This window comes from Lentzea chajnantorensis, assembly GCF_054300775.1.
Genome location: NZ_JBSDZT010000002.1, coordinates 1,639,495 through 1,666,460, shown reverse-complemented (window position 1 = coordinate 1,666,460; position 26,966 = coordinate 1,639,495). Strand labels below are relative to the sequence as shown.

22 protein-coding genes, 1 tRNA gene and 3 pseudogenes are annotated in these 26,966 nt (G+C 68.5%); 2 read left to right on the top strand and 24 right to left on the bottom strand.

Translation table 11 applies throughout. The features are described 5' to 3' along the window. Window positions 1-5: 5 nt before the first annotated feature. The 15 genes from ACVDFE_RS08975 to rplJ form a co-directional block, all read right to left on the bottom strand. Window positions 6-3,902: a DNA-directed RNA polymerase subunit beta' gene (locus ACVDFE_RS08975; protein ID WP_360395703.1), complete on the bottom strand. Its 3,897-nt coding sequence runs from the start codon at window positions 3,900-3,902 to the stop codon at window positions 6-8. A 115-nt stretch (window positions 3,903-4,017) separates the two neighbouring features. Next, on the bottom strand, window positions 4,018-7,503 hold the full coding sequence (gene rpoB, locus ACVDFE_RS08970; RefSeq protein ID WP_360395701.1) for a DNA-directed RNA polymerase subunit beta: 3,486 nt from the start codon (window positions 7,501-7,503) through the stop codon (window positions 4,018-4,020). A gap of 644 nt (window positions 7,504-8,147) precedes the next feature. After that, entirely contained in the window at window positions 8,148-9,053 is a 906-nt protein-coding gene (locus tag ACVDFE_RS08965; RefSeq protein ID WP_458430178.1) for a hypothetical protein, read from the bottom strand. Window positions 9,054-9,100: 47 nt separating this feature from the next. Continuing rightward, window positions 9,101-9,601 (bottom strand): nuclear transport factor 2 family protein, encoded by a 501-nt coding sequence (locus ACVDFE_RS08960; protein ID WP_360395697.1) that lies wholly within the window; start codon window positions 9,599-9,601, stop codon window positions 9,101-9,103. Beyond that, window positions 9,601-10,827, bottom strand: coding sequence for an MCE family protein (locus ACVDFE_RS08955; protein ID WP_458430177.1), 1,227 nt, complete (start codon window positions 10,825-10,827; stop codon window positions 9,601-9,603). The genes ACVDFE_RS08960 and ACVDFE_RS08955 overlap by 1 nt, the downstream gene beginning before the upstream one ends. After that, the gene (locus ACVDFE_RS08950) at window positions 10,824-11,966 is read right to left on the bottom strand and encodes an MCE family protein (RefSeq protein ID WP_458430176.1); all 1,143 of its coding nucleotides are present in this window, start codon (window positions 11,964-11,966) and stop codon (window positions 10,824-10,826) included. The genes ACVDFE_RS08955 and ACVDFE_RS08950 overlap by 4 nt, the downstream gene beginning before the upstream one ends. Then, the gene (locus ACVDFE_RS08945; RefSeq protein ID WP_360395691.1) at window positions 11,963-13,129 is read right to left on the bottom strand and encodes an MCE family protein; all 1,167 of its coding nucleotides are present in this window, start codon (window positions 13,127-13,129) and stop codon (window positions 11,963-11,965) included. The genes ACVDFE_RS08950 and ACVDFE_RS08945 overlap by 4 nt, the downstream gene beginning before the upstream one ends. Continuing rightward, window positions 13,126-14,127: an MCE family protein gene (locus ACVDFE_RS08940; protein WP_458430175.1), complete on the bottom strand. Its 1,002-nt coding sequence runs from the start codon at window positions 14,125-14,127 to the stop codon at window positions 13,126-13,128. Before ACVDFE_RS08940 ends, ACVDFE_RS08945 begins: the two co-directional genes overlap by 4 nt. After that, a complete protein-coding gene (locus ACVDFE_RS08935) occupies window positions 14,124-15,155 on the bottom strand; it encodes an MCE family protein (protein WP_458430174.1) in 1,032 nt (343 codons plus the stop codon). Before ACVDFE_RS08935 ends, ACVDFE_RS08940 begins: the two co-directional genes overlap by 4 nt. After that, window positions 15,152-16,468, bottom strand: coding sequence for an MCE family protein (locus ACVDFE_RS08930; protein ID WP_360395685.1), 1,317 nt, complete (start codon window positions 16,466-16,468; stop codon window positions 15,152-15,154). Before ACVDFE_RS08930 ends, ACVDFE_RS08935 begins: the two co-directional genes overlap by 4 nt. Next, window positions 16,465-17,274, bottom strand: a complete 810-nt coding sequence (locus ACVDFE_RS08925) for an MlaE family ABC transporter permease (protein ID WP_360395683.1) — start codon at window positions 17,272-17,274, stop codon at window positions 16,465-16,467. The genes ACVDFE_RS08930 and ACVDFE_RS08925 overlap by 4 nt, the downstream gene beginning before the upstream one ends. Next, on the bottom strand, window positions 17,274-18,056 hold the full coding sequence (locus ACVDFE_RS08920; protein WP_360395681.1) for an MlaE family ABC transporter permease: 783 nt from the start codon (window positions 18,054-18,056) through the stop codon (window positions 17,274-17,276). Before ACVDFE_RS08920 ends, ACVDFE_RS08925 begins: the two co-directional genes overlap by 1 nt. After that, window positions 18,053-19,120: an ABC transporter ATP-binding protein gene (locus ACVDFE_RS08915; RefSeq protein ID WP_458430173.1), complete on the bottom strand. Its 1,068-nt coding sequence runs from the start codon at window positions 19,118-19,120 to the stop codon at window positions 18,053-18,055. The genes ACVDFE_RS08920 and ACVDFE_RS08915 overlap by 4 nt, the downstream gene beginning before the upstream one ends. Before the next feature lie 254 nt (window positions 19,121-19,374). Further along, window positions 19,375-19,761 (bottom strand): 50S ribosomal protein L7/L12, encoded by a 387-nt coding sequence (gene rplL, locus ACVDFE_RS08910; RefSeq protein ID WP_360402180.1) that lies wholly within the window; start codon window positions 19,759-19,761, stop codon window positions 19,375-19,377. Between the two features lie 56 nt (window positions 19,762-19,817). Next, window positions 19,818-20,372, bottom strand: coding sequence for a 50S ribosomal protein L10 (gene rplJ / locus ACVDFE_RS08905; protein WP_360402183.1), 555 nt, complete (start codon window positions 20,370-20,372; stop codon window positions 19,818-19,820). 242 nt (window positions 20,373-20,614) lie between these two features. Between rplJ and ACVDFE_RS08900 the strand changes: the two genes are divergently transcribed. Next, window positions 20,615-21,325 (top strand): hypothetical protein, encoded by a 711-nt coding sequence (locus ACVDFE_RS08900; RefSeq protein WP_458430172.1) that lies wholly within the window; start codon window positions 20,615-20,617, stop codon window positions 21,323-21,325. A 33-nt stretch (window positions 21,326-21,358) separates the two neighbouring features. On the opposite strand, the pseudogene ACVDFE_RS08895 reads toward ACVDFE_RS08900, so the two are convergent. Then, a pseudogene (locus ACVDFE_RS08895) lies at window positions 21,359-21,748 on the bottom strand (imine reductase family protein); the annotation flags it as partial. A gap of 67 nt (window positions 21,749-21,815) precedes the next feature. Beyond that, window positions 21,816-22,235 (bottom strand): annotated as a pseudogene (locus tag ACVDFE_RS08890) (NAD(P)-binding domain-containing protein); the annotation flags it as partial. Window positions 22,236-22,318: 83 nt separating this feature from the next. Between ACVDFE_RS08890 and ACVDFE_RS08885 the strand changes: the two are divergent. Further along, window positions 22,319-23,069, top strand: a pseudogene (locus ACVDFE_RS08885) (GlxA family transcriptional regulator). Window positions 23,070-23,136: 67 nt separating this feature from the next. On the opposite strand, the gene rplA reads toward ACVDFE_RS08885, so the two are convergent. The 7 genes from rplA to ACVDFE_RS08850 form a co-directional block, all read right to left on the bottom strand. Beyond that, window positions 23,137-23,847, bottom strand: a complete 711-nt coding sequence (gene rplA, locus ACVDFE_RS08880) for a 50S ribosomal protein L1 (RefSeq protein ID WP_360401883.1) — start codon at window positions 23,845-23,847, stop codon at window positions 23,137-23,139. 75 nt (window positions 23,848-23,922) lie between these two features. Next, on the bottom strand, window positions 23,923-24,357 hold the full coding sequence (gene rplK / locus ACVDFE_RS08875; protein WP_360401880.1) for a 50S ribosomal protein L11: 435 nt from the start codon (window positions 24,355-24,357) through the stop codon (window positions 23,923-23,925). An 85-nt stretch (window positions 24,358-24,442) separates the two neighbouring features. After that, entirely contained in the window at window positions 24,443-25,261 is an 819-nt protein-coding gene (gene nusG, locus ACVDFE_RS08870; protein WP_458430171.1) for a transcription termination/antitermination protein NusG, read from the bottom strand. A gap of 40 nt (window positions 25,262-25,301) precedes the next feature. Next, on the bottom strand, window positions 25,302-25,715 hold the full coding sequence (secE, locus tag ACVDFE_RS08865) for a preprotein translocase subunit SecE (protein ID WP_360401874.1): 414 nt from the start codon (window positions 25,713-25,715) through the stop codon (window positions 25,302-25,304). A gap of 34 nt (window positions 25,716-25,749) precedes the next feature. Next, window positions 25,750-25,822, bottom strand: a tRNA-Trp gene (locus ACVDFE_RS08860). A gap of 235 nt (window positions 25,823-26,057) precedes the next feature. Then, entirely contained in the window at window positions 26,058-26,465 is a 408-nt protein-coding gene (locus ACVDFE_RS08855; RefSeq protein ID WP_360401871.1) for a MaoC/PaaZ C-terminal domain-containing protein, read from the bottom strand. Next, window positions 26,462-26,911: a MaoC family dehydratase N-terminal domain-containing protein gene (locus ACVDFE_RS08850; RefSeq protein ID WP_360401868.1), complete on the bottom strand. Its 450-nt coding sequence runs from the start codon at window positions 26,909-26,911 to the stop codon at window positions 26,462-26,464. The genes ACVDFE_RS08855 and ACVDFE_RS08850 overlap by 4 nt, the downstream gene beginning before the upstream one ends. Window positions 26,912-26,966 lie beyond the last annotated feature (55 nt).

Sequence of the window (26,966 nt, the reverse complement as noted above, 5' to 3'; positions counted from 1 at the left end):
CGCGTTCAGCGGTAGTCGCGACCGAAGTCGTAGTCGTCCAGCGGCACCGCGGCACCAGTGCCCGTGCCGAAGACGTCCGGGGTGTAGTACCCGTCGTCGTACGAGGGGATGGCGTACGCGGCAGCGCGCGCCTCCTCGGTCGGCTGGACCTGGATGTTGCGGTAGCGGTTGATGCCCGTACCGGCCGGGATCAACTTACCGATGATGACGTTCTCCTTCAGACCGATGAGCTTGTCCGAACGCCCGTTGATGGCGGCGTCGGTCAGCACACGCGTGGTCTCCTGGAACGACGCGGCGGACAGCCACGAGTCCGTCGCCAGCGAGGCCTTCGTGATACCCATCAGCACCGGACGTCCGGCCGCCGGCTCGCCACCCTCGGCGACGACGGCGCGGTTGCCCGACTCGAAGTCCGCGCGCTCGACCAGCGAGCCCGGGAGGAACTCCGTCGCACCCGAGTCGATGATCGTGACCCGGCGGAGCATCTGCCGGACGATGACCTCGATGTGCTTGTCGTGGATGGCCACACCCTGGGCGCGGTACACCTTCTGCACTTCCTGCACCAGGTGCAGCTGGGCCTCGCGCGGGCCCATGACGCGCAGGACCTCGTGCGGGTCCGGGGTACCTTCCAGCAGCTGCTGACCGACGGCCACGTGGTCGCCGTCCTGCAGCGGGCCGGTCGCCGTGTTCGCGAGGCGCTGACGCTTCGACAGCTTCTCGAACACGATCTCCTCGGAACCGTCGTCCGGGATCAGCGTGATCTTCCAGAAGCGGTCGCCGTCCTCGATGCGGACGCGGCCGTCGACGTCGGCGATCGGCGCCTTGCCCTTCGGGACGCGGGCCTCGAAGAGCTCCTGGACACGGGGCAGACCGGTCGTGATGTCGTCACCGGCCACACCACCCTGGTGGAACGTGCGCATCGTCAGCTGCGTGCCCGGCTCACCGATCGACTGGGCGGCGACGATGCCGACGGCCTCGCCGACGTCGACCAGCTGACCGGTCGCCATCGAGCGGCCGTAGCAGGACGCGCACACACCGACCGCGGACTCGCAGGTCAGGACCGAGCGCACCTTCACGCGGATGATGCCCGCGTCGACCAGCGACTGGAGCGCCGGGTCGCCGAGGTCGTCGCCGCGGTTCAGGACCAGGTTGCCCTGCGCGTCGAGGATGTCGTCCGCGACGGTGCGGGCGTAGACCGAGGTCTGCGCGAACTCGTGCAGGCCGACCTTGTCGCCCAGCTGCTCGCCGACGGTCATCTGGACACCACGGGTGGTGCCGCAGTCGACCTCGCGGATGATGACGTCCTGCGAGACGTCCACCAGACGACGGGTCAGGTAACCCGAGTCGGCGGTGCGCAGCGCGGTGTCGGCCAGACCCTTGCGGGCACCGTGCGTCGCGATGAAGTACTCCAGCACCGACAAGCCCTCGCGGAACGAGTTCTTGATCGGGCGCGGGATGTACTCACCCTTCGGGTTGGTGACGAGACCACGCATACCCGCGAGCGAACGGACCTGCGTCATGTTGCCGGCGGCGCCGGACTGCACGATGACGCGGATCGAGTTGTCCTCGGGGAAGTTGTCTTCCATGATCTCGTGGACCTGCTCGGTGGCCTTGGTCCACACCTTGACCAGCTCGGAGTTGCGCTCCTCGTGGGAGAGCTGACCGCGCTGGTAGCGCTTCTCCACCGCGTCCGCGAGGCGCTCGTGCTCCTCGAGGATGTCCTGCTTCGCGGCGGGGACGAGGACGTCCGAGATCGCGACGGTCACACCGGAACGGGTGGCCCAGTGGAAACCGGCGTCCTTCAGCTTGTCCAGCGTCCGGGCGACGGTGACCATCGGGTACCGCTCGGCCAGGTCGTTGATGATGATGGCCTGCCGCTTCTTGGGCATGACCTCGTTGATGAAGGCGTAGTCCTGCGGCAGGATCTCGTTGAACAGCACGCGACCCAGCGTGGTCTCCGCGAGCCACGGCTGACCGGGCTCCCAGCCCTCGGGCTCCTGGCCCTTGGGCGGGTTCTTGTCGGAGACGCGGATCTTCACCATCGACTGCAGGCCCAGGACCTTGCGGTCGAACGCCATCAGGGCCTCGGCGGGCGACGAGTAGAAGTGGCCCTCGCCGATGTCGCCGGGCTTGTGCCGGGTCAGGTGGTACAGACCCGTCACCATGTCCAGACGCGGCATGGCCAGCGGCTTGCCGGACGCCGGGGACAGGATGTTGTTCGACGACAGCATCAGGACGCGGGCCTCGGCCTGCGCCTCGGCGCTCAGCGGCAGGTGGACCGCCATCTGGTCACCGTCGAAGTCGGCGTTGAACGCCTCACAGACCAGCGGGTGCAGCTGGATGGCCTTGCCCTCGACCAGCTGCGGCTCGAAGGCCTGGATGCCGAGGCGGTGCAGCGTGGGTGCGCGGTTGAGCAGCACCGGGTGCTCGGTGATGACCTCTTCCAGCACGTCCCACACGGCCGGGCGCGCACGCTCGACCATCCGCTTGGCGGACTTGATGTTCTGCGCGTGGTTGAGGTCCACGAGCCGCTTCATCACGAACGGCTTGAACAGCTCCAGCGCCATCTGCTTGGGCAGACCGCACTGGTGCAGCTTGAGCTGCGGGCCGACCACGATGACCGAACGGCCGGAGTAGTCGACGCGCTTGCCGAGCAGGTTCTGGCGGAACCGGCCCTGCTTGCCCTTCAGCAGGTCGGACAGCGACTTGAGCGGGCGGTTGCCGGGCCCGGTGACCGGGCGGCCGCGGCGGCCGTTGTCGAACAGCGCGTCGACGGCCTCCTGCAGCATCCGCTTCTCGTTGTTGACGATGATCTCGGGCGCGCCGAGGTCGATCAGTCGCTTGAGGCGGTTGTTGCGGTTGATCACGCGGCGGTACAGGTCGTTCAGGTCCGAGGTCGCGAAGCGGCCACCGTCGAGCTGCACCATCGGGCGCAGGTCCGGCGGGATGACCGGGACGCAGTCCAGGACCATGCCCTGCGGGTTGTTGCGGGTCGCCTGGAACGCGGCGACGACCTTGAGGCGCTTGAGCGCACGCAGCTTCTTCTGGCCCTTGCCGCTGCGGATCGTCTCGCGCAGGACCTCGGCCTCGGCGTCCACGTCGTAGTCACCCAGGAGCTTCTGGATGGCCTCGGCGCCCATGGCACCGGTGAAGTAGTCGCCGTAGCGGTCGTACAGCTCGCGGTAGAGCAGCTCGTCCGCGATCAGCTGGGCGCGCTCGAGCTTGGTGAAGGTGGACCAGATCTCGTCGAGGCGGTCCAGCTCGCGCTGGGCGCGGTCGCGGAGCTGGCGCATCTCACGTTCGCCACCCTCCTTGACCTTGCGGCGCACGTCGGACTTGGCGCCCTCGGCCTCGAGCTCGGCCAGGTCGGCCTCGAGCTTCTGGGCGCGGGCCTCCACGTCGGCGTCGCGGCGGTTCTCGACGCGCTTGCGCTCGACCTGCATCTCGCTCTCGAGCGTCGGCAGGTCGTTGTGGCGCAGCTCGGCGTTCACGCCCACGATGACGTAGGCGGCGAAGTAGATGATCTTCTCGAGGTCCTTGGGGGCCAGGTCGAGCAGGTAGCCCAACCGGCTGGGGACGCCCTTGAAGTACCAGATGTGCGTGACCGGAGCGGCGAGCTCGATGTGGCCCATGCGCTCACGACGCACCTTCGCGCGGGTCACCTCGACGCCGCAGCGCTCACAGATGATGCCCTTGAAGCGCACGCGCTTGTACTTGCCGCAGTAGCACTCCCAGTCCCGGGTGGGACCGAAGATCTTCTCGCAGAACAAGCCGTCCTTCTCGGGCTTGAGCGTGCGGTAGTTGATGGTTTCGGGCTTCTTGACCTCGCCGTAGGACCACTGGCGGATGTCGTCCGCGGTCGCGAGACCGATGCGGAGCTCATCGAAGAAGTTGACGTCGAGCACGTCTACTCTCTTCCCCTTTTTAGATCGGTGGCAAAGGAGCTGGTCGGAGGGCCGGTGAGGGACTGCGTCCGATTTCTTGGCTCGGAGGCAGCCCCATCACCAGCCGGCGAGGTGACTAGTTGACGACGTCGTCCACGGAGGGCGACTCGGACCTCGACAGGTTGATGCCGAGGTTCGCGGCCGCGCGCTCCAGGTCCTCGTCGTCGCCGTCGCGCATCTCGATCGCGGCACCGTCCGAAGACAGGACCTCGACGTTGAGGCAGAGCGACTGCAGCTCCTTGAGCAGCACCTTGAAGGACTCCGGGATACCGGGTTCCGGGATGTTCTCGCCCTTGACGATGGCCTCGTAGACCTTCACGCGGCCGAGCACGTCGTCGGACTTGATGGTGAGCAGCTCCTGCAGGGTGTACGCGGCGCCGTACGCCTGCATCGCCCAGCACTCCATCTCACCGAAGCGCTGACCACCGAACTGCGCCTTACCACCCAGCGGCTGCTGCGTGATCATCGAGTACGGCCCGGTCGAACGCGCGTGGATCTTGTCGTCCACCAGGTGCAGCAGCTTCAGGATGTACATGTAGCCGACCGACACGGGGAACGGGTACGGCTCGCCGGAGCGGCCGTCGAAGAGCTGCGCCTTCCCGTTCTCCTTGACCATGCGCTCGCCGTCGCGGTTCGGGATCGTCGAGCCGAGCAGGCCCGTGATCTCCTCTTCCTTCGCGCCGTCGAACACGGGGGTCGCGGTCTTGGTGCCGGGCTCGACCTCCAGCAGGTCCTCGGACAGGTTCTTCGCCCAGTCCGGGTCGCCGTTGATGCTCCAGCCCTGCTTGGCGATCCACCCGAGGTGGGTCTCCAGCACCTGGCCGATGTTCATACGACGCGGAACACCGTGCGTGTTCAGGATGATGTCGACCGGCGTGCCGTCCTCGAGGAACGGCATGTCCTCGACGGGGAGGATCTTGCCGATGACGCCCTTGTTGCCGTGGCGGCCGGCGAGCTTGTCACCGTCCTGGATCTTGCGCTTCTGGGCCACGTAGACGCGCACGAGCTCGTTCACGCCCGGAGGCAGCTCGTCGTCGTCCTCGCGCGAGAACACGCGGATGCCGATGACCTTGCCGTACTCGCCGTGCGGCACCTTGAGCGAGGTGTCGCGGACCTCGCGCGCCTTCTCACCGAAGATCGCGCGGAGCAGGCGCTCCTCCGGCGTCAGCTCGGTCTCGCCCTTGGGCGTGACCTTGCCGACGAGGATGTCGCCCGGCTGGACCTCGGCACCGATGCGGATGATGCCGCGCTCGTCGAGGTCGGCGAGGACCTCCTCGGAGACGTTCGGGATGTCCCGGGTGATCTCCTCGGCGCCGAGCTTCGTGTCGCGGGCGTCGATCTCGTGCTCCTCGATGTGGATCGAGGTGAGAACGTCGTCCTGCACGAGGCGCTGCGACAGGATGATCGCGTCCTCGTAGTTGTGGCCTTCCCACGGCATGATCGCCACGAGCAGGTTCTTGCCGAGCGCCATCTCGGCGTTCTCGGTGCACGGACCGTCGGCCAGGACCTGGCCCTGCTCGACCCGGTCGCCCTCGTTGACGATGGGCTTCTGGTTGATGCAGGTGCCCTGGTTCGACCGGCGGAACTTGTGCAGCGCGTAGGTGTTGCGCGCACCGTCGTCGGCCATGACGGTGATGTAGTCGGCGGAGACCTCCTCGACCACACCGGTCTTCTTCGCGACGACGACGTCACCGGCGTCGACCGCGGCGCGCAGCTCCATGCCGGTGCCGACGAGCGGCGACTCGGAGCGGAGCAGCGGCACGGCCTGGCGCTGCATGTTCGCACCCATCAGGGCGCGGTTGGCGTCGTCGTGCTCGAGGAACGGGATCATGGCGGTCGCGGCCGACACCATCTGGCGCGGCGAGACGTCCATGTAGTCGACGTCGGTCGGGTCGATGAACTCGACCTCGCCGCCCTTCTTGCGGACCAGGACGCGGTCGTCGGTGAAGTTGCCCTCGTCATCGGTCGGCGAGTTCGCCTGCGCCTTGACGAAGCGGTCCTCCTCGTCCGCGGTCAGGTAGTCGATCTGGTCGGTGACCCGGCCGTCGACGACCTTGCGGTACGGCGTCTCGATGAAGCCGAACGGGTTGACCCGCGCGTAGGACGAGAGCGAACCGATCAGGCCGATGTTCGGGCCTTCCGGCGTCTCGATCGGGCACATGCGGCCGTAGTGCGACGGGTGGACGTCGCGGACCTCCATGCCGGCCCGCTCACGGGACAGACCACCGGGACCCAGCGCCGACAGGCGGCGCTTGTGGGTCAGACCCGCGAGCGGGTTGGTCTGGTCCATGAACTGCGACAGCTGCGAGGTGCCGAAGAACTCCTTGATCGCCGCCACGACGGGACGGATGTTGATCAGGGTCTGCGGCGTGATGGCCTCGACGTCCTGCGTGGTCATGCGCTCGCGGACGACGCGCTCCATGCGGGACAGACCGACGCGGATCTGGTTCTGGATCAGCTCGCCGACCGTGCGCAGGCGGCGGTTGCCGAAGTGGTCGATGTCGTCGACCTCGACCGGCACGTCGCCACCGGCGGCGGCGTCCATCATCGTCTCACCGGCGTGCAGGCGGACGAGGTACTCGATCGTCGTGACGATGTCGTCCTCGGTCAGCACACCGGTGTTGATCTCGGTGTCCAGGCCCAGCTTCTTGTTGATCTTGTAGCGACCAACCTTCGCCAGGTCGTAGCGCTTGTCCTTGAAGAACAGGTTCTCCAGCAGGGCCTGCGCGGACTCCTTCGTGGGCGGCTCGCCCGGACGCAGCTTGCGGTAGATGTCGAGCAACGCCTCGTCGGTACCCGCGGTGTGGTCCTTCTCGAGCGTGGTCAGCAACGTCTCGCTGAACGCGAACCGCTCGCGGATCTGCTCCGTGCTCCAGCCCAGGGCCTTCAACAGCACCGTCACCGGCTGGCGACGCTTGCGGTCGATGCGGACACCCACGGTGTCGCGCTTGTCGACGTCGAACTCCAGCCAGGCACCCCGGGACGGGATGATCTTGACGCTGAAGACGTCCTTGTCCGTCGTCTTGTCGACCGCGGTGTCGTAGTAGACACCAGGCGAGCGAACGAGCTGCGAGACAACCACGCGCTCGGTGCCGTTGATGATGAACGTGCCCTTGTTCGTCATCATCGGGAAGTCACCCATGAACACCGTCTGGCTCTTGATCTCGCCAGTGGTGTGGTTGGTGAACTCCGCCGTGACGAACAGCGGTGCCGCGTACGTCATGTCCTTGTCCTTGCACTCCTCGGTCGAGGCCTTGACCTCGTCGAAGCGCGGGTCGGAGAAGGACAGTGACATGGAGCCGGAGAAGTCCTCGATCGGCGAGATCTCGTTGAGGACCTCTTCGAGGCCACCCGTCGGGGTCTCGTCGCCGGCGTCGACGCGGCGCTGGAACCACGCCTCGTCACCGGTGAGCCATTCGAAGGACTGGATCTGCAGGTCGAGCAGGTTGGGCGTCTGAAGCGGCTCGTGAATCTTCGCGAAGGAAACTCGCTTCGGCGCTCCAGGGATCCCCGACGTGGAGTTGGTCGCAGCAGTGGCCTTGGTCGCGCGAGAGATCGCCAAGATGCGTCCTTCCAGGGACAAATAGCTGGCTAGAGCGAACTAGCACGGCTGTCTAGGGTGCGGCGCTGCTCGACTAATCCACGCTCTCGGCGAAGGGCAAGCGGAAAATGGGCAGCGCAAAGGGGCAGTCTAGCCACACGCACGGCGACTGTCGAGAGGCACCTGGAAGGACCCTCCTCTTGCTCACCGACAGAGTGACCCTGCATGAGCGCGCAGTCAAGATGTCGAGCGCTTATCCACTCTCTGGATGGAGCGCCGTTCACCGACCGTCATCCAGTTGACCTGCACAAACACGTGTACGCCCGGTTTGGTGGGAAGTTGACGGCCTCAAGCGCTCTTACAGAGCGCCACGAGAAACCGTGTGACCGAGATCACGCGTGTCGGGTCTGGCGAAGGGCCCCTTTGGGGTGCTTCCAAGCCCTTTGCGGGCCTTGGACGACGTTGTTGATCTTACTCGACCCCACCGAAGCGTTTGGCACCGACCATCCACCGGGTATGTGGCTCCCGGCGAAGGGCAGCGAGGCAGCCCGAACCGAACGTCCGCACCCCCTCGGCAAGTGCACGCGGGGAGCTTTCGTACTCCAGGACCGCACGCGGGGTCCCCGCGTACCCCCAGGAGGGCACGCGGGGGGCCCGCGTGCCGGTCAGCAGGACTGGAGTTGGCGGTCCTGGTCGGCGGTCGCGCCGAACATCCTCAGGTTGTCGACCTTCCAGCGGCCGCCGTCCTCCACGGCGCCGACCTGGAGCATGGCGGTGCCGCCGCCGGTCTGGTTGTCGGTGGTGCGGGTGGTGACCTGGTCGGCGAAGACCAGGACGGTGGCGCGGCCGTCGCGCAGGGACGACACGGCGGAGGAGACGACGCGGACGCTGACCACGAGCTTCTGCTGCGGGGCGATCTCGCGGACCGGACCGAAGACGGCGTTGTACTGGCAGAGCGCCTTGCCGGTCAGGAGCTCCTTCGCGGCCTTCTCGGTGGCGGTGACGTCGGCGAAGTTGTACGAGAACGACTTCTCCACGGCCTCGCGGACCTGGCCGTTCACCGAGGACGTGGTGGCGGAGTCGACCAGCGCCGAGTCGTAGCCGCCCGACCTGGACTTGACCAGGAAGAACGTGCCGAGGCCCGCGAACAGCAGCGCGACCACGACCAGCGCGACCGGCAGCACCCAGCCCCCGGACGCTGACCTCGTACCGGCGACCTCGACCGGGAGCCCCTCCGGCTCGGCCTCTGCAGGCTCTGACTTCGCGGGCTTCGGAGCGGCCGACGGCGTCCAGTCCACCGCCTCGGGCGCCTTGAGCCCGGACTCCTCCGGCTCGACGGTCTCGGCGGACTGCCCGGCCTCCGCAGCCTCGACGACCTCACCCGCACCGGCAGCCTCGGCCCGCTCGACGGCCTCAACCGCCTCGGCCCGCTTCGCAGCGGCGGTCTCCGGCGTCACCACCTCGGTCGCCTCACCGGCCTCGGGCGCGGCGGCACGGCGGTTCAGACCGGCCACGCGCGGGCGGCCACCGGCGGGCGGCGTGGGGATGGGGCGGCGGCGGGGTGGGGGCACGTGCTCTCGTCCAATCAACTCTGGCCGAAGCCGGGACCGGGACCGGGTCAGACGCCCGCCCGCAGCGGGCCCAGCTGGCTCAGCTTCCAGCCGTCGTCCGTGCGGGTGAGCTTGGTCAGGTACCGGTTGATCTTGGTGACCTGCTGGCCGCCGTCGGGCGTCACGGTGCTCTCGACCACGGCGATCATCTCGGCGGTGCCCGCGCGGTCGTCCAGCTCGGACACGGCGGCGTCGAGGACCTTCGACGTCGTCACGGACTTCGCGTCGACCAGCTGCTTCTTGCGCGCGTCCTTGTCCTTGTCGATCTCCGCGCGCAGCTCGCCGGTCGACGAGCTCAGCCAGCGCTGCAGGTCCTCGTCGACCTTGCGGTAGTCGAGCGTCAGGAAGTTCGTGATGCCGACCTCACCCGCGCGCCGGGCCTCGTCGCGCGCGGAGGCGAACGACGACTCGGAGGAATGGGCCGCCGCGTACCAGGTCACGCCCGCGTACGCGGCGAAGCCGAAGGTCAGGACCGCGAGGACGGCGGCGACGGTGGTGAAGGTCCGCACTACTTCTTCCCCTCTGGCAGGCCCAGCAGCTGGCCCAGCGACGTCAGCAACGGCACCTCGGGCACGGTGGTCTGCGACCCGGTGGTGGGCTCCTGGCCGGGCTGGGTGACCGCGGTGCCCACCGGTGTCCCGCCGTACGGAGCATTCTGCGACCCGCGCACCGAGGTGGCACTTCCGGGCGCGAGCGCGCAGTAGGCCTGCGTGTTCAGCGGCACGGGTGCGGTGTCGGCGCCGGTGCGGATGCGCGTGCCCTCGTACCCGACCGTGCACGGCATCGGGTCGAACACGTTCAGCGCCAGCCCGAAGTGCGCCGACCCGTCGCCCGGCGCAACGGTGAAGCCACCGCCCACGGCGATCGGGTAGGTGACGGCGATCTGCTCCAGGCCGTCGCGCCGGGTCACCAGGATGTTCGAGGTGGTCAGCAGGTTCGCGAACACCACGCCCAGGTTCGGCCCGCTCTCCCTGAGCAGCGCCGACACCTGCTCGGACGCCGGCGGCACCGCGACGATGAGCCGCCGCAGGTCGCCGTCGGAGGCCTTCAGCTGCTCGGCGAGCAACCGCAGGTCACCGCTGAACGACCGGATGGCGCCGCCGGACACGGCCTGCGTGGCCAGCACGATCCGCCCGTCCTGCAGCAGCCGCGTGGTCTGCGGCAGGTGCTCGCGCGCCGCTGCCGTGAACGCCGCGGTGTTGTCGATCAGCACCTGGAGGTCGCCGCCCGTGCCGTTGAAGGCCGTGTGCAGCTCGTCGACCACGACCTTCAGCGAGTCCGTCGGCACCGAGGTGGCGAACGCGTCGAGGTTCGTCAGCAGCCCGTCCACCGGCGGCGGCGTCTTCGTCGCCGACCGCGGGATCACCGACCCGGCCTCCAGGAACGGGCCGCCGTCGGTCTTCGGCCGCAGGTCCACGTACTGCTCGCCGACCGCCGACCGGTTGGCGACGACGGCCTCGGCCGACGCCGGCACCCGCGGTGCGTCGGCGTCGAGCTCCAGGTCGGCCTCGACGCCGTCGGCGGTCAGCCGCAGCTGCCCGACCCGGCCGATCGTGACACCGCGGTAGGTGACCTCGGCGTTGGAGAAGATGCCGCCGGAGTCGGCGAGCTGCATCGTCACGACGGTCGACGACGAGCGGAAGAGCCCGACGTAGTTCGCGCTGACGTAGGAGATGCCCAGCAACGCCACCAGGACGAACGCCACGACCTTGAGCTTCGTGCCCCGCGTGATCACTTGCGCCCCCCTCCCAGCAGACCGCCGAGGATGTCGCCGAGGCCCGACCCGGTGCCCTGGCCGATGCCGGGCAGCGGGAGGTTCGGCAGCGGCAGCGGAGTGCCCTGGCTCGGCGGCAGGATGCCTTCGAGCGGGGTCTGCCGCGACCGGCCCAGGTTGTCGAGGACGTTGCCCAGGTTGAGGTCCAGGTCGATGAACGCGTTGGTGTAGTCGCCCTTGATGCCGTCGACCGCCGCGTCCGGGAACGGGTAGGTCAGCAGCAGCTCGAACGCGTTCGGCAGGTTCTGCCCCGACTCGGCGAGCTTCGTCAGCGTCGGCTGCAACGCCTTGAGGTCGGCCACGATGTCGTCGCGGCTGCGGTTGACCGTGTCCACGGCGACGTCGGACAGCCTGGTCAGCGACTGCAGCAACGTCACCAGCTGCGTGCGCTGCTCGGCCAGCACCTTCAGGCCGGGCTCCAGGTCGGTCAGCGCCACGGTGATCCGGTCCCGCTGCTGCGCGAGGGTGGCGGCGAGCCGGTTCATCGAGTCGAGCGCGCGGACGATCTCCGCCTTGTGCTCGTCCAGCTGCCCGACGAACGTGTCGAGGTTGCCGAGCAGCGACCTGATCTCCTGCTCGTTGCCCTCGAACGTCGCGTTGAGCTCCTTGGTGATGTTCTGCAGCTGCGCGACACCGCCACCGTTGAGCAGCAACGACAACGCGCCGAAGACCTCTTCGACCTCGGGGTTGCGGTTGGTCTTCTCGATCGGGATGGTCGCGTTGTCCGCGAGTTTGCCGCTCGCGTCCTTCGGCTTGCCCAGCTCGATGAACTTCTCGCCGAGCAACGCCGACTGGCGCAGGTTCGCGTACGCGTTGGCCGGGAGCTGCACGTCGCCGTTGACGAGCAGCGTGACCTCGGCGGTCCAGCCGCCGGGAGCGAGGTCGATCCGCTCCACCCGGCCGACCGGCACGTCGTTGACCTTCACGCCCGCCTGGGGCACCAGGTCGAGCACGTCCTTGAAGTGCGCCTTCACCCGGTACGGGTGGTCGCCCACGTCCGCGCCACCGGGCAGCGGCATGTTGTAGACGCCGTCGAAGCCACCGGAACCGCAGCCGGAGACCAGCAACACCGCCGCGAGACCCACGACGAGCTTCTTCACCGGGGCACCCCCGCGAGCGGCAGGGGCAGCGGCAGCTTGCCCGCGTTGAGGTCGCCGAGCACCTCGGCGGGCGACTTCAGCGGGATCGCACCGCTCAGCAGCGGCTCCAGCTGCTTGCACGTGTTCGCGAGCACCGGCGGCACGTTGTTCGGCGTCGCCTGCTGCACCAGCTTGCAGATCAACACGATCGGCGGCTGGTTGAGCTCGTTGATGTTCGCGCGGGTGTCGAGCGTGCCGGACGCCGCGTTGTAGGAGTTCTGCAGGTTGCCCAGCGCCAGCGGTGCCACGTCCAGCGTCTCGGCCAGTGCCGCCCGCTGGTTCACGAGCACCTGCGTGATCGACGCCAGCTTGTCCACGTTGGACTTCAGCCCGGCACGGTTGTCCTTGACGAACCCCTGCACCTGCCCCAGCGCGGTCGCCAGCTCGCTCAGCGCGGCACCGAGGTCGCCGCGTTCGTCGGCGAGCAGCTTCGCCACGTCAGCCAGCTGCTTGTTGAGGTCCCGCACCTGGCTGTCGTTCGCGGCCAGCATCGCCGTGAACTTCTGCAGGTTGTCGACGGTCGCGAAGAGGTCCTCCTTCGACCCCGACAGCGTGCGGGTGGCCTGGCCGAGGTTCTTCAGCGTGTCGTTGAGCGCCTGGCCGTTGCCCTCCAGGTTCTTCGCCGCGGAGTTCAGCAGGTCCGCGAGCGCGCCGTCGGCGTTCGCGCCGTTGGGGCCCAGCGCGGTCGTGAGCTTGTCCAGCGACGAGTACAGCTCGTCGAGCTCGACCGGTGTCGCGGTGCGCTCGCGCGGGATCACGGCGTCGTCGGCCATCGCCGGCCCACCGGTGTAGGCGGGCGAGAGCTGCACGTACCGGTCGCTGACCACGCTCGGCGAGACCACGACGGCCTGCGCGTTCGCCGGTACCCGCACGTCGCGGTCGACGGTGAACACCACCTTCACCGTCTTGCCCTCCGGCGTGACCTCGTCGATCGTGCCGACCTTCACGCCCAGCACCCGCACGTCACCGCCGGGGTAGACGCCGACGGCCGCTGCGAAGTGCGCGGTGACCTTGCGCCCGTTCATGCCGTTGAACACCCACCAGAGCGCGGCGGTCAGCACGAGCGCGAGCACGCACGCGATCGCGATGAACCGGCCGGCCCTGCTGTGCACCACAGTCGTCATCGCGCCACCCCCGGAGGCAGGCAGCCTTCCTCGTTGAACCCGACGACGCCGAGGTTCACCGAGGGCGGCAGCAGACCGCAGATGTAGGTGTCGAACCAGCGCCCGTTGCCCAGGGTGTTCGCGAACACCCGGTAGAACGGGGCCAGCAGCGCCAGGCTGCGGTCCAGGTTGTCCTGGTTGCGCTGCAGGATCGTGGTGACCCGGTCGAGCTGCTGCAGCGCCGGCCGCAGCTGGTCCTGGTTGTCCGCGACCAGCCCGGAGAGCTGCCTGGCCAGGTCGCGCGTGCCGCCGAGCACCGCGCTGATGGCCTCCCGCCGCTTGCGCAGCTCGCCCAGCAGCAGGTTGCCGTCGGCGATCAGCTTCTCGAACTCGGCGTTGCGGTCGGCCAGCGTCCCGGTCAGCTGCCGGGTGTTGTCGAGCAGCTTCGCGAGCTGCTCGTCGCGCGAGGAGATCGTCTTCGACAGCGCGGACAGGCCGTCCAGCGCGCCGCGGACGTGCTCGGGCGAGTTCTTGAACGTCTCGGACAGCACGGTGAAGCTGTCCGCGAGCTGCTTGGTGTCGATCTGGCCGACGGTCGTCGCGAGCCCGTTGAACGCCTCGTTCACGTCGTACGGCGCGAGCGTGCGTTCCTTCGGGATCGGGTCACCGGGCGAGAGCGGCTGCGAGCCCTGCGGGTCGAGCGCCAGGAACTTCTGGCCCAGCAACGTCTTGATGCGGATCATCGCGGTCGACCGGTCGCCCACCCAGGCGTCCTTGACCTTGAACGTCACCCGCACCCGGTCGCCGTTCAGCCCGACCTTGGTGACCTTGCCGACCTTCACGCCGGCGACGCGGACCTCGTTGCCCGGCACCAGGCCCGCGGCCTCGCTGAAGTCCGCCGCGTAGCTCGTGCCGCCGCCCACGATCGGCAGGTCGTCGGAGTAGAACGCGGCGAGCAGCAGCAGTGCGATCAACGTCAGGCTGATCGCGCCGGTGGCGATGGGGTTGCGCTGTTTCATCGGCGGCACCTCTGCTGTGTCACCGGCAACGCCGTGATGGGGACGGGGTCGGTGATGACCGGCGGCACGGCGATCTGGCCGCTGGCCTCGCACAGGTAGAAGTTGAACCACGAGCCGTAGGTCGCGGTCCTGGTGATCGTCTCCAGCTTGTTCGGCAGCCGCTGGAGCACGCCCTCGACGAGCACCTCGTTGTCCCCCAGCGTCTTCGAGACGATGCCGAGCTGAGCGATGTCGTTGCGCAACGGTTCGCGACCCTGTTCCAGCAGGCCGGCGGTCGCGTTGGTGAGGTCGCCGAGCGCGGTGATGGCCTCGCCGATCGGCTGGCGGTCCTGCGCGAGCCCGGAGACGAGCTGCTGCAACGTGACGACGAGGTTGTTCAGGTCGTCGCCGCGCGAGTTCACGGTGTCCAGCGCGACGTTGAGGTTGTCGACGACCTGGCCGATGACCTTGTCCTTGCCGGCGAGCGTGCTGGTCAGCGACGCCGTGTGCCGCAGCAGGCTGTCGATCGTGCCGCCCTCTCCCTGCAGCACCTGGACGATCTCGAACGACAGCTTGTTCACGTCGTCCGGCGACAGGGCCTGGAAGAGCGGCTTGAAGCCGTTGAACAACACCGTGAGGTCGAGCGCTGACCTGGTGCGCTCCAGCGGGATCGTGCCGCCCTCGGGCAGCACCGCGCTGGTGTCGCCGGTGCCGGCCTCCAGCGCGATGTACCGCTGGCCCACCAGGTTGCGGTACTTGATGGTCGCGGTCACCGCGTCGGGCAGCCGGCGGTCGCCGTCGATCGAGAACTCGACCTCGGCGGTCTTGCGGTCGACGACCCTGATCTCGTCGACCTGCCCGACGCGGACGCCGGCGATGCGGATGTCGTCGCCCTCGTTCAGGGCGGTGACGTCGGTGAACCGCGCCTTGTACCCGGTGGCGCCGGCCAGGTTGACGTTCGCGATGGTGATCGCCAGCAGGGTCGTGGCGAGGATCGTGACCACGGCGAACGTGATCAGCTTCAGCAGCGGGGCGAGCACACCCTTCACTCGACCGTCACCTCCGTTCCGCGCACCAGCGGTCCGAGCAGCAGGCTCGACCAGCCCGGCACGTCCTGCGGGTCCACGCCCATCCGCGGGCCGAACAGCGCCGCGATCATCCGGGCCTCCTCCGGCGAGTTCGCGAGGTTCACCGCGGTGGCCGACGACGGCGAGGTCGCGTTCCCGGCGGTCGCGGGCGGCAGGATCCCGTCGTTGGCGACGCGGGCGGGCGGCGGCGAGCTGGAGCCGTCCTTCACCGGACCCTCCGGCGGGTACTGCGGGAACGGGTCCGGCCGCGGGACCAGGTCGTAGCAGCGTGGCCCGCGCTTGTCCCGGTACTCGGGGTCGTCGATGCCGGGCTTGTACTTGCCGCGGGTGTTCGTGATCTCCAGCGTGATGTGCAGGCCGGGTTCGTTGGTGCCCACACCGAACGCCTTCTCGATGACCGGCTTGAACTCGCTGAGGCCCTTGAGCAGGCACGGGTACTCGGGCGCGTACTTGGCCAGCAGCTCCAGCGTCGGACGGCTGGTGTCCGCGAGCTGGATGATGTTGTTCTTGTTGACCGCGAGGAAGCCCGTGAGGTCCTGCGAGGTCGTGGTGAGCGAGCCGTACAGCGCGAGCAGGTTGTCCCGCTGGTCGACCACGGTCTTGGTCGTCGTGGTCATGTCGTTGAGCGCCTGGAGCAGGTCGGGAGCGGCGTCGGAGTAGACGTTCGCGACGTCGGCGAGCCTGGAGATGTTCTCCTTGAGCGCCGGCAGCTGCGGGTTGAGCTCACCGAGGTAGGCGTCGAGCGACACCAGCGTCTCGCCGAGCGGCTTGCCGCGGCCGTCGAGCGCCTGCGACAACGCCGTGAGCGTCGTGGCGAGCTTCTCCGGCTGGATCGCCTGCAGCACCGGCATCAGGTTGTTCAGCACGCGCTCGACCTCGATGGCGCTGCTGGTGCGGTCCTGCTCGATGACCGCGCCCTCCCTGATGGCGGCGCCCTTGCGCTGCGGCAGCACGAGGTTCACGTACCGCTCGCCGAACAACGTCTTGGGCAGCAGGCGCGCGGAGACGTTGCCGGGGATCTGCTCGACCTTGTCCGGCAGCAGCGCGAGCTCCAGCTCGGCGCCGTCGCCGGTGGTGCGGATGGCCTTGACCGAGCCGACGATCAGCCCGCGGACCTTGACGTCGCTCGCGGTCAGCAGCTGGTTGCCGATGTGGTCGGTCTTGAGCGTCACCTTCACGTAGTCGCTGAAGGCGTCCTTGTAGAGCGCCACCGTGAGCGACAGGAACATGGCGATCGCGAGGAGGAACGCGATGCCCAGCACGCGCTTCTTCATCCGGCGATCCTCACCGTCGTCGTGGCGCCCCAGATCGCGAGGCTCAGGAAGAAGTCGAGCAGCGCGGTCGTGACGATGGCGGTGCGCACCGCCCGTCCGACGGCCACACCGACCCCCGCCGGCCCGCCGGAGGCGCGGTAGCCGTAGTAGCAGTGGGTCATGATGATCACGACCGCGAAGACCAGCACCTTGCCGAACGACCAGAGCACGTCGACCGGTGGCAGGAACAGGTTGAAGTAGTGGTCGTACGTGCCCGCCGACTGCCCGTAGAACTCCACGGTGATCGTCCTGGCCGCCAGGTAGCTGGTGAGCAGGCCGATCACGTACAGCGGGATGATCGCGACGAACCCGGCGATGATCCGCGTGGTGACCAGGAACGGCAGGCTCGGGATGCCCATGACCTCCAGCGCGTCGATCTCCTCGGAGATCCGCATGGCGCCGAGCTGCGCGGTGAACCCACTTCCGACCGTCGCGCTCAACGCCAGCCCGGCGACGAGCGGCGCGATCTCACGCGTGTTGAAGTAGGCGGACACGAACCCGGCGAACGCGCTCGTGCCGATCTGGTTGAGGGCCGTGAACCCCTGCAGACCGACGACGGTGCCGGTGAACACGGACAACCCGACCATCACGCCGATCGTGCCGCCGATGACCGCGAGCGCACCGGACCCGAAGCTCACCTCGGCCAGCAGCCGCAGCGTCTCCTTGGAGTACCGCTTCAGCGCGCGGGGCGTCCACGCCAGCGCCTTGAGGTAGAACGACAGCTGGTCGCCGAACCCGTCCAGGGTGGACAGCACCTTGTTCGCCATCAGCTCCCCTTCGCGGGCACGACCTGCAGGTAGATCGTGGTGAGGACGAAGTTGACGAAGAACAGCAGCAGGAACGTGATGACCACGGCCTGGTTGACCGCGTCGCCCACGCCCTTCGGGCCACCCGCGGGGTTGAGCCCCCGGTAGGCGGCCACGATGCCCGCGATGAACCCGAAGATCAGCGCCTTGAGCTCGCTGATCCACAGGTCCGGCAGCTGCGCCAGCGCGCTGAAGCTCGCGAGGTAGGCACCGGGCGTGCCGTCCTGCATGATCACGTTGAAGAAGTAGCCGCCGAGCACGCCGACGACGCTGACCATGCCGTTGAGCAGCACGGACACCAGCATCGCCGCCAGCACCCTGGGCACGACCAGCCGGTGGATCGGCGACACCCCGAGCACTTCCATGGCGTCGATCTCCTCGCGGATCGTGCGGGACCCGAGGTCCGCGCAGATCGCACTGCCGCCGGCACCGGCGATGAGCAGCGCCGTCACGATCGGGCTGGCCTGCTGGATGATCGCGAGCACGCTGGCGGCACCGGTGAACGACTGCGCGCCGATCTGCCTGGTCAGGCTGCCCAGCTGCAACGCGATGACCGCGCCGAACGGGATGCTGACCAGTGCCGTCGGCAGCACCGTGACGCTGACGATGAACCAGCTCTGCTGGATGAACTCCCGCAGCTGGAACGGCCGCCGGAACGACGTGCGCACCACGTCGATGCCGAGCTGGCACAGCTTCCCGGTCTCCCGCAGCGCACCGGCGCCGGGAAAGGTCTGGGTGCTCACAGCACACCACCGGTCCGCGGCCACGGGCTCGGCGTGGGAGCCGCGACCGGCGTCCCGACGTGCACCCCGTACCGCACCTGCTCCTCGGTGGTGAGGCTGGCGATGATGCCCTGCTGCGCCTCGTGCGGCAGCCGGTGGATGATCGACATGACCCGGTCCTTGCGCCGCCGCACCGCGTCCCGGTACGGCAACCCCGGCGTCGGTTCCAGCTGCGGCACGACCCCGCGCATGTCCTCGTCCGGCGACCCGTCCGAGTGCCCGGCGTCCGCGTGCGCCTGCTCGGCGGCCATGGTCGCCTGGTCCTTCTCCTCGGACATGCCGATCGGCCCGAGCCGCCGCCCGTTGAGGAACTGCTCGACCACCGGCTCGTCGCTCGTGAGCAGGACCTCCCGCGGCCCGAACATGACGAGCTCCCGCCGGAACAGCATGCCGAGGTTGTCCGGCACGGTCCGCGCGATGTTGATGTTGTGCGTGACGATGAGGATCGTCGCGTCGATCTGCGCGTTGAGGTCGATCAGCAGCTGGCTCAGGTACGCCGTGCGCACCGGGTCGAGCCCGGAGTCCGGCTCGTCGCACAGGATGATCTCGGGGTCGAGCACCAGCGCGCGGGCCAGACCGGCCCGCTTGCGCATGCCGCCGGAGATCTCGCCGGGGAGCTTCTTCTCCGCACCGACGAGACCGACCATCTCCATCTTCTCGAGGACGATCCTGCGGACCTCGGCCTCGCTCTTGCGGGTGTGCTCCCGCAGCGGGAAGGCGATGTTGTCGTACAGGTTCATCGACCCGAACAGCGCACCGTCCTGGAACAGCACGCCGAACATCTTCCGGATCTCGTAGAGCTTGTGCTCGGAGCACCGCACGAGGTCCGTGCCGTTGATGACGATCTTGCCCTGCTCCGGCTTGAGCAGTCCCACCAGCGACTTCAGGAACACGCTCTTGCCGGTGCCCGACGGTCCGAGCATCACGCTGACCTCACCCGGCGGCAACGTGAGCGTGACGTCCTGCCAGATGGTCTGCTTGCCGAAGGACTTGGTCAGACCCTCGACGACCACCTCGACGCCCATCCGCACCTCCGCACAGCCCGACGACGCCGACGGGACCGGCGTCACACCTGGGCAACGAGTTCGTTCGCGGGAGGTTACTCACCAGTTGGGTTAATGGCGGTTGCGTTCGGATAACAGCACTGAGCGTGACCTCGTGAAACGGTCACACGGCGCATGTCGTGAAGGTCCGGACACAGCAAAACGGGCGTGCACCCCCGTTGTGGGTGCACGCCCGTTTCAAGCGGCTGAACGCCAAGCCCCCGAGGGGGCCCGGATCACTTGAGGGTGATCTTGGCGCCGGCGGCCTCGAGCTTCTCCTTGGCGGCGTCCGCGACGTCCTTCGCGACACCTTCGAGGATCGGCTTCGGAGCGGACTCGACCAGCTCCTTGGCCTCCTTCAGGCCCAGGCCCGAGACGACCTCGCGGACGACCTTGATGACCTGGATCTTCTTGTCACCGGCGGACTCGAGGACGACGTCGAACTCGTCCTTCTCCTCGACCTCGGCGGCGGCGGGGCCGGCCGGGCCGGCAGCAGCGACGGCGACCGGAGCCGCGGCGGTGACCTCGAAGGTCTCCTCGAACTGCTTCACGAACGCCGACAGCTCCAGGAGGGTCATCTCCTTGAACGCGTCGAGCAGCTCTTCGGTGCTGAGCTTCGCCATGATCGGCGGTCCTTTCTAATTTCCCGCGCGAAAGCGTCGGGTGTGTCTTCGGGTGATCAGCTTTCGGCGGGAGCGTCGGCTTCGGCGGCGGGAGCCGACTCGGCCTTCTTCTCCTGCAGGGCAGCAGCCAGGCGAGCGACCTGGGAAGCCGGGGCGTTGAACAGACCCGCGGCCTTGGCCAGGTTGCCCTTCATCGCGCCCGCGAGCTTCGCGAGCAGCACCTCACGGCTTTCGAGGTCGGCGATAGCCGTGACCTCGTCGACCGAGAGCGGGCGGCCATCCATGAAGCCGCCCTTGATGATCAGGGCCTTGTTGTCCTTCGCGAAGTCGCGGATCGCCTTGGCGGCGTCGACGGGCTCGCCCTCGACGAACGCGATGGCGGTCGGACCGGACAGGAGAGCCTCGAGGCCCTCGATGCCGGCGTCCGCGGCGGCCAGCTTGACCAGCGTGTTCTTCGCGACGGTGTACTTGGTGCCCGCGCCGAGAGCGCGACGCAGCGTCGTGAGCTGCGCCATGGAGAGGCCACGGTACTCGGTGACAACCGCTGCCGAGCTGCTGCGGAACTGGTCCGCGAGCTCAGCGACCGCCGTAACCTTGCTGGGCTTCGCCATGATCGCCTCCTCTCTGGGCTGGGTGACCGCCAGTTCGAGAAGGCTCCGAAACAACAAAAACGCCCACGCGCACAAGCAGCACGGGGCGTCACGACAAGCTGAGCCTCGTCCTCCCTGCGCGGGCCGCCCGTGTTGCAACGGGGCCTTCGTTCTCCTCGCGGAGAAAACCTGCGGTCTTCGGTAGAACCAGGAAAAGACTACTCGACTGTGTACGGCCACTCCAAATCGGCATGATGTGACCTGTGACGGACGAGCCCGGCAAGGACCTCGCACCCCGGCAGCCCCCGCAGCCGCCGCAGCCCCCGATGGACCCCGAACAGCTCCGGCAGTTCCAGGAGTTCCAGCGCTTCCAGGAGTTCCAGCGCTACCAGGAGGCCACCGGCCAAGCGCCGCAGGCACCCAGGCCGGGCCCCGGCAACCGGCTGCGGTGGGTGCTGTTCATCCTCGGCAGCGCGCTCTTCTGGCGCGTGCTGACGTTCCTCGTCGTGCTGGGCTCGGCGATCTGGGCCTACAACCACTTCTTCGGCACCGACGACCCCGGCGACATCGCGCAGGACAGCGGCGGCGTGACCGGTGCGGCACAGGGACTGTCCGCACCCGCGGGCCTGCAGGGCACCGTCGGCATGTTCTACAAGCACGTCTCCTTCGCCGACACGACCCGCGCCTGCACGCTGATCCTGCGCGACGACACCCGCCAGAAGTTCGCGAACGCCCACGGCGCAAGCGATTGCGCCGCCGCGGTGAAGGGGCTGCGGGCGCAGGTCACCAACGTCGACCGGTACCAGCAGGTCATGTTCCCGCCCGAGATGCTGAAGACCCCGACCTCCACCAAGGTCACCATCGACTCCTGCGCGCTGACCGTCGAGGGCGGCCCGCGGCTGGGCACGTTCGTCGTCGAGAAGGTCGGCTCCGGCTGGGTCATCACCGACTGGAACCCGAGCACCTGCGGTTGATCGAGGACCACGCCCGCCCCGGTGTTCCCGCCGTCAGCCCCCGGACCGGTGCGGGCCACCGAGGGACTCGACGGCGCGGGCCAGGCTCTCCGCGCCCCGCCCTTCGGCGACCTGCCGGTCGACCAGCGCCTTGACGGCGTCGAGCCCCGCGAACGGCACGCCCTGCGTCTCGGCGGCGCGGATCAGCGTGGCCAGCCCGCTCTGGTTCATCGCGAGGCTCGACTCCCCGCCGGCGTAGGCGGCCGAGTCGACCTCCTCGGCGAACGCGACCAGCGCGGGGTGCAGGTCCACGAGCCACGACAACAACATCGGCGTGAGCTCGGTGGCCTTGATGCCACCGGCCCGCGCCAGCGCCGCCGCGTGCAGGAACCCGCCGATCAGCCCGTACATCCCGGCCAGGACCGCCACGTCGTACCCGGACGCGCGCCCGGCGTCGGCGCCGAGGAACGTGACCTTTCTCGAGCAGCCCCAACCGCTCCCGCCACCGCTCGTGCACCGCGGCGGAACCGCTGCAGTTGATCGACGACGCCGCGGTCCCGATCGTCTGCGGCACCGCGTAGACCGCGCCGTGCAGGTACTCCGCGCCGTTCTCCCCGGCCCACCGCGCCACCGCGCGCGCCTCGTCCGGCGTGCCGGAGGTGAGGTTCACCAACGCCCGCCCCCGCACGTCCACCCCATGCAGCACCTCCCGCACCGCCCGGTGGTCGAGCACGGCCACGACCACGAGCTCACCCGCCGCGACCGCCTCCCCGACTGTGGCCGCCGCAGTCGCACCACCCTCCACGAGCGCCAAAGCCTTTGCGGCAGAACGGTTCCACACCGTCGTGGGGTGCCCGCCCCGCAGGAACGCCTCCGCCACGGCACGTCCGAGGTTGCCCAGCCCCAGCACCGTGATCGCCTCAGTTGTCATGGCTCCAGCTTCGCCACCGGTGATCACCGCAACCAGTGACCGGAATGCCCCCGTCCATCAATTCCTGCCATAGGCTGGGTCGCATGACCGCCGGCTCCGTCGCCTTGGTCGTGCCCGACGACTTCGGCGTCCTGGACCTCTACGAACTGGGCATCCCCGCGGCCGTCTTCGGCACGCCGCACCCCGACCCTCGCACGAGCGGACACCGTCATCGTCCCGTGGGTGCCGGAGGAGGTCATCGAGGACAACGCCCCGGTCCCACCCGCCCTGGTCTCCGCCCTCCGCGGGGCCCACGAGGCCGGCGCCCGCATCGTTTCCCTCTGCGTCGGCGCCTTCGCACTGGCCGAAGCGGGCCTCCTCGACGGCCGCAGGGCAACGGCCCACTGGATGCACACCGCACTGCTCGCCGAGCGCTACCCCGCGGTGCGGGTCGACGACTCGGTCCTCCACGTCGACGACGGCAACGTCCTCACGAGCGCGGGCATGACCGCGGCCCTCGACTGGGCTCGCGAACGCCTGGACGAACCGCTGACCATCGACGCCCTGGCCCGCCGCGCCGCCGTGAGCCCGCGGACGTTCTACCGCCGCCTGCACGCGGCCACCGGAACCACGCCGTTGCAGTGGCTGCTCAACGAACGCATCGCCAGGGCGCAGGCGCTGCTGGAGTCGACCGACCTGCCGGTGGAGAAGATCGCGGCGTTGAGCGGCATCGGCACGGCGAACAACCTGCGGCACCACTTCCTGAAGCAGGTCGGGGTGTCACCCAGCGACTACCGGCAGGCGTGGCAGCCGGAGCGGCGGAAGCGGGCCTCACCGCCCGTCGAGCAGCACTGAGCGACGCAGGCAAAAGGCCCCCGGCGTGCGCCGGGGGCCCTTCACGGGTGCTTCAGAACCGCGAGGCTCAGGCCTCGTCCACCAGCATGTTGCGGGTGCGGTTCGGGTCGACCGGGATGCCGGGGCCCATCGTCGTGGAGACGGTGACCTTCTTGACGTACCGGCCCTTGGCCGCGGACGGCTTGGCGCGGAGCACCTCGTCCAGAGCCGCGGCGTAGTTCTCGACCAGCTTCTCGGGGTCGAACGACACCTTGCCGATCACGAAGTGCAGGTTGGCCTGCTTGTCGACGCGGAAGTTGATCTTACCGCCCTTGATGTCGTTCACCGCCTTCGCGACCTCGGGGGTCACGGTGCCGGTCTTGGGGTTCGGCATCAGGCCACGCGGGCCGAGGATGCGGGCGATGCGGCCGACCTTCGCCATCTGGTCGGGGGTCGCGATCGCGGCGTCGAAGTCGAGCCAGCCACCCTGGATGCGCTCGATGAGGTCTTCGGCGCCGACGGCGTCCGCACCGGCGGCCTCGGCCTCTGCGGCCTTGTCACCGGTTGCGAAGACGATCACGCGGGCGGTCTTGCCCGTACCGTGCGGCAGGTTCACGGTGCCGCGGACCATCTGGTCGGCCTTGCGGGGGTCGACGCCGAGGCGAATCGCGACCTCGACGGTCGAGTCCAGCTTCACCTTGGACGTTTCCTTGGCGAGCTTGGCGGCCTCCAGCGGCGAGTACAGCCGCTCCCGGTCCACCAGCTCGGCTGCGGCCTTGTAGGCCTTGCTGCGCTTCATGACTCTGTCCTAACCGTGGATCAGTCGTGGTGAATGAGCCGCGCTCGGCTCTCCCACGCTTGCGAAAGAGAAAGATCAGCCTTCGACCGTGATGCCCATGGAACGGGCGGTGCCGGCGATGATCTTCGCGGCCTGGTCGACGTCGTTCGCGTTCAGGTCGACCATCTTGGTCTGCGCGATCTGGCGCACCTGCTCCATGGTCACCTTGGCGACCTTGACGCGGTGCGGCTCGCCCGATCCCTTGTCGACGCCGGCGGCGGCGAGGATGAGGCGCGCGGCCGGCGGGGTCTTCAGCTTGAAGTCGAACGAGCGGTCTTCGTAGACCGAGATCTCGACCGGCACGACCTGACCGCGCTGCGACTCGGTCGCGGCGTTGTAGGCCTTGCAGAACTCCATGATGTTGACGCCGTGCTGACCAAGCGCGGGACCGACGGGCGGCGCCGGGTTGGCGGCACCAGCCTTGATCTGCAGCTTGATGATCGCTGACAGCTTCTTCTTCTTGGGTGGCATGTCCGTACTTCCTGTTATTGCGGTGTCCGCGCGCGGCCCTGCCAGCCGCAGCGTGGCCGATCGGTTCCTCTTTCGAGGGAACCGCTCAGATCTTGGAGACCTGGCTGAACGACAGCTCGACCGGCGTCTCCCGGCCGAAGATCGACACCAGGACCTTCAGCTTCTGGCCGTCCGCGTTGACCTCGCTGATCGTGGCGGGCAGCGTGGCGAACGGGCCGTCCATGACGGTGACCGACTCGCCCACCTCGAAGTCGACCTCGATGGTCGGCTTCGGCGCGGTGGTGGAGGCGGCCTTCTTGCCCTCTGCCGGCTTCTGCTCGCCCTGCGGGAGCAGGAACTTCAGCACCTCGTCGATCGTGAGGGGCGAGGGCTTGGAGGTGGCCCCGACGAACCCGGTCACGCCCGGCGTGTTGCGGACGGCGCTCCAGGACGCGTCGGTGAGCTCCATGCGGACCAGGATGTAGCCGGGCAGCACCTTGCGCTGCACCAGCTTGCGCTGGCCGTTCTTGATCTCGGTGACCTCTTCGGTCGGCACCTCGACCTGGAAGATGTAGTCCTCCATGTCGAGCGTGTGGATGCGGGTCTCGAGGTTGGCCTTGACCTTGTTCTCGTAACCGGCGTACGAGTGCACGACGTACCAGTCGCCGGGCGCGTGGCGCAGGGCCTGGCGCAGCTCTTCGGCGGGGTCGGCGATCTCTTCGTCGATCGGGGTCTCGTCGATGGCGAGGACGTCGACGTCCTCGGTCTCGTCTTCGTCGGCCTCGTCCGCGACGTCGGCGTCAGCGGCGTCCTCGGAGTCCACAGCCTCCGACTCGACCGTCTCGTCGGCCGCGGTGTCCTCGGACACCTCGTCGTCGATGAGGTCGGTCTTCTCCTGGGCGTCAACGCCGTTGTCGGAGCTCACTGTGGATCTCGCTTCCTGGTTGCAGCGGCAGCTGTCCGGCTCAGCCGAACAACTCGAAAACAGCCGCGCCGAAGCCGAGGTCGAGAGCCCACACCAGCGCGACCATCACGACCACGAACACCAGGACTACACCGGTGTACGTGACGAGCTGCTTGCGCGTCGGCCAGATCACCTTGCGGAGTTCGCTGATGACCTCGCGGATGTAGCGGAAGAACCGCCCGATCAGCGAGGGGCCCTTCTCCTGTCCATCACGGGTCTTCGTCGGGCGACCCTTCTTGGCGTCGTCGTCCGAGTCGTCGGACTTGACGGCGCTCTTCTTCGACTCAGCGCTGCTGCCGTCCTTGCGGGCGGCCGGGCGAGAGGAGGCACGACGTTCACGCCGCGCCGCAGCAGTGGACGGCCGGACAGCGCCTTCGCGCTCCTCCGGCTGGTCCTGCTCGCGGCCCTCGCTCATGCCGTCCTCCACTCCACCCATGACGCTTCGACAGCAGGGGCGACAGGACTTGAACCTGCAACCTGCGGTTTTGGAGACCGCTGCTCTGCCAGTTGAGCTACGCCCCTTCGGGATCTGCGAGAGATCCCCTGGCCACGCAGGAAGTGTACGGGAGCCTGCCCCGTCCATTCCAACCAGACCGCCCAAGCATCTGTCGAGCGGCCTGTCGCACACCCTACCCACACGAGTGCCGAGAAGACGAATCAGGGTCGGGCAACCGCGGCGGCGGTGTGACCCGAACCTCCCGTGAGCACGGCAAACACCACCGGACCGGGTGGCCCGGCGGTGTCGTTGATCACATCGTCAGCCCACGCGCACGCGAGCGAACGCGCCCGTCAACACCGACTTGCCGTCAAAAGCCGCGTTGATGTTGACCTTCACAGTTCCGTCGCCGAGGTCCTTGGTGACCTTCGCGGTCACCTCGACCAGCGCGCCCTCGTCGTCGTTGGGCACCACGACCGGCCGGCCGAAGCGGCAGCCGTACTCGACGATCGCACCGGGGTCGCCGATCCACTCCGCGACGATCCGCGACGCCACGGCCATCGTGAGCATGCCGTGGGCGATGACGTCGGGCAGGCCGACGTCCTTCGCGGTCTTCTCGTTCCAGTGGATGGGGTTGAAGTCCAGCGAGGCGCCCGCGTAGCGCACCAGGTCGGCGCGCGTGAGGCGGACGGACAGGGCCGGCAGCACGGTCCCGACTTCGTGGCTCACGCGTCTTCTCCCCTCACGACGAGCATCGACCTGGCGGTGGTGACCGGCTCGCCCTCGGCCGTGCTGATCTCGGTCCGGACGGTCACCATGTCGTTGCCCATGCGGGCCACGATGCCGTCGATGTGCGCCACGCACACGAGCTGGTCGCCCGCGGTGATGGGCCGGTGGTGGACGAAGTTCTGGTCGCCGTGCACGACCCGGCTGTAGTCGAGCTGCAGCTCCGGGTCGAACATGACCGTCTCGTTGGTCTTCATCGACACCACGATCGCGAACGTCGGCGGCGCGATGACGTCCCCGTACCCCAGCGCCTTCGCCGCTTCCGCGTCGCGATGAGCCGGGCTGTCGGCACCGATCGCGTCGGCGAACTCGCGGATCTTCTCGCGGCTCACGTCGTACGGCTGCGACGGCGGATAACTACGTCCGATGAAGGCGGGGTCCAGAGGCACCGAATGAGCCTATATGCGGCGAGGCCCGCCCCACGGTGTGGGACGGGCCTCGCCG

What these genes read in the sequence shown, in the direction of transcription:
- ACVDFE_RS08930 (WP_360395685.1), bottom strand. Translation starts at nt 16,468, where the DNA reads ATGAAGAAGCGCGTGCTGGGCATCGCGTTCCTCCTCGCGATCGCCATG.
- ACVDFE_RS08925 (WP_360395683.1), bottom strand. Translation starts at nt 17,274, where the DNA reads ATGGCGAACAAGGTGCTGTCCACCCTGGACGGGTTCGGCGACCAGCTG.
- secE (WP_360401874.1), bottom strand. Translation starts at nt 25,715, where the DNA reads ATGAGCGAGGGCCGCGAGCAGGACCAGCCGGAGGAGCGCGAAGGCGCT.
- rplA (WP_360401883.1), bottom strand. Translation starts at nt 23,847, where the DNA reads ATGAAGCGCAGCAAGGCCTACAAGGCCGCAGCCGAGCTGGTGGACCGG.
- ACVDFE_RS08940 (WP_458430175.1), bottom strand. Translation starts at nt 14,127, where the DNA reads ATGAAACAGCGCAACCCCATCGCCACCGGCGCGATCAGCCTGACGTTG.
- ACVDFE_RS08915 (WP_458430173.1), bottom strand. Translation starts at nt 19,120, where the DNA reads ATGGGCGTCGAGGTGGTCGTCGAGGGTCTGACCAAGTCCTTCGGCAAG.
- rplL (WP_360402180.1), bottom strand. Translation starts at nt 19,761, where the DNA reads ATGGCGAAGCTCAGCACCGAAGAGCTGCTCGACGCGTTCAAGGAGATG.
- rplK (WP_360401880.1), bottom strand. Translation starts at nt 24,357, where the DNA reads ATGCCACCCAAGAAGAAGAAGCTGTCAGCGATCATCAAGCTGCAGATC.
- ACVDFE_RS08945 (WP_360395691.1), bottom strand. Translation starts at nt 13,129, where the DNA reads ATGACGACTGTGGTGCACAGCAGGGCCGGCCGGTTCATCGCGATCGCG.
- rplJ (WP_360402183.1), bottom strand. Translation starts at nt 20,372, where the DNA reads ATGGCGAAGCCCAGCAAGGTTACGGCGGTCGCTGAGCTCGCGGACCAG.